The sequence below is a fragment of the Desulfurivibrio modestus genome, from assembly GCF_044068625.1.
In the GTDB taxonomy this organism is placed as follows: Bacteria; Desulfobacterota; Desulfobulbia; order Desulfobulbales; family Desulfurivibrionaceae; genus Desulfurivibrio.
The window spans coordinates 1-1,325 of sequence record NZ_JBIPKH010000064.1; the positions used below are offsets into that span (position 1 = coordinate 1).

General features: G+C 50.6%; 1 protein-coding gene. It reads right to left on the reverse strand.

Features of this window, described 5'->3' with window-relative positions; translation table 11 throughout:
• Positions 1-16 precede the first annotated feature (16 nt).
• Positions 17-1,183 carry an IS4 family transposase gene (locus ACHHRT_RS13795; protein ID WP_395500349.1) on the reverse strand — a complete coding sequence of 389 codons (1,167 nt, stop codon included), beginning with the start codon at positions 1,181-1,183 and terminating at the stop codon, positions 17-19.
• Positions 1,184-1,325: the final 142 nt, after the last annotated feature.

Below are 1,325 nucleotides of genomic sequence, written 5' to 3' on the forward strand. Positions count from 1 at the left end.
CACTAGTGTCCGGTTGTTAATTGAATAAATTCAACTGTTTACAAGAAGGGTCCTGCGTGGCTTTGTAATCCCTTTCGGTAAGTAGTTGATATATCGGTGTTCGCTCGAAAACGTTGACGCTCAAAACTTGGAGCAAAGTGTAGAGACTGTCCTGAAGATGGAGCTGTTTTTTCATGATGGCCGCAATGAGATAAATCGAAGTCGCGATCCAGATTTGGGATTTGACCGCGTTCTCGGATGTCCCGTAAAAACGCTTTATTCTGAGATTTTGCTTGATCCATTTGAAAAACAACTCCACTTGCCAGCGACAGCGGTACAGGTCGGCAATGGTCGGCGCCGGCAAGACAAAATTGTTGGTCAAAAAATTCAGGGTGTTGCCGGTGTCGGTATCGTGGAACTTGATTCGCCGTAACTTTTCGGGGTAATCGTGACGCGACCTGACCCCCGTTAAGACGATGGTTTGGTCGCAGATCACACCGGTTGCGGAGTCCACCGGGTGGGAATAGCGGCGATCGAACTTGGTATTCGATTTGCTTCGGGTTACGAAGAAAGACCCGACTCTGGTCATATGATAGAGCCTGGTAAAGTCCAGGTAGGCCCGGTCCATGACATAAAATGCGCCGGGTTCCAGCGGGAGAATGTCGAAGACATTGACATCGTGCAGCTTGCCGTCGGAAATGTGGATAAAGGCGGGCAGGTTGCCCCGCAGATCGAGTAGAGTATGCAGCTTGACGGCGGCTTTGGTTTTGCGAAAAGATGCCCAGGGGAACATGGACAAGCAGAGGTCGATGGTCGACGAATCGAGGGCATAGGCGGTTTCGTCCAAGTCGGCCAGGAAAGTCTCGGCCAGATACAGCTTGCGGGCTGTGGCAATCAAAGAATGGGCCAGTTCGGCATAAATGCGCCAATCCCGCTGCTCGTTGGCATCGGCCATGGTTGACCGGCTTACCCTGCCACGGATGCCCATGTGGTAAAGCTTGTTGCTCTGGGAGCGCAGGCAAACCTCGATATCCCGCAGGCTCTCCCTGTAGGTGATTTGGGCAAAAGCCATGCAGTAGTATTGGTCGAGGCAGGAGAATTTTCTGACTTTGTGGTGGCCGCGATATTTGGCCACGCAGCTTCGAAAAACAGGCAACGGCAGGAAGTCCATCATCTGTGAGAAAACCAGCTTTCCGGTATACATCGGCACCCTCCTTAAAAGTGGTGCCTGGAGAATGCTGGAGAATGCTGATGAATTTCAAGTCGATTTCTTGCATGAATGCCGTTTTTTGACGAATTATTAAATTTTTAATGGGCGAAGACAGTTTCCTAACCGGACACTAGTG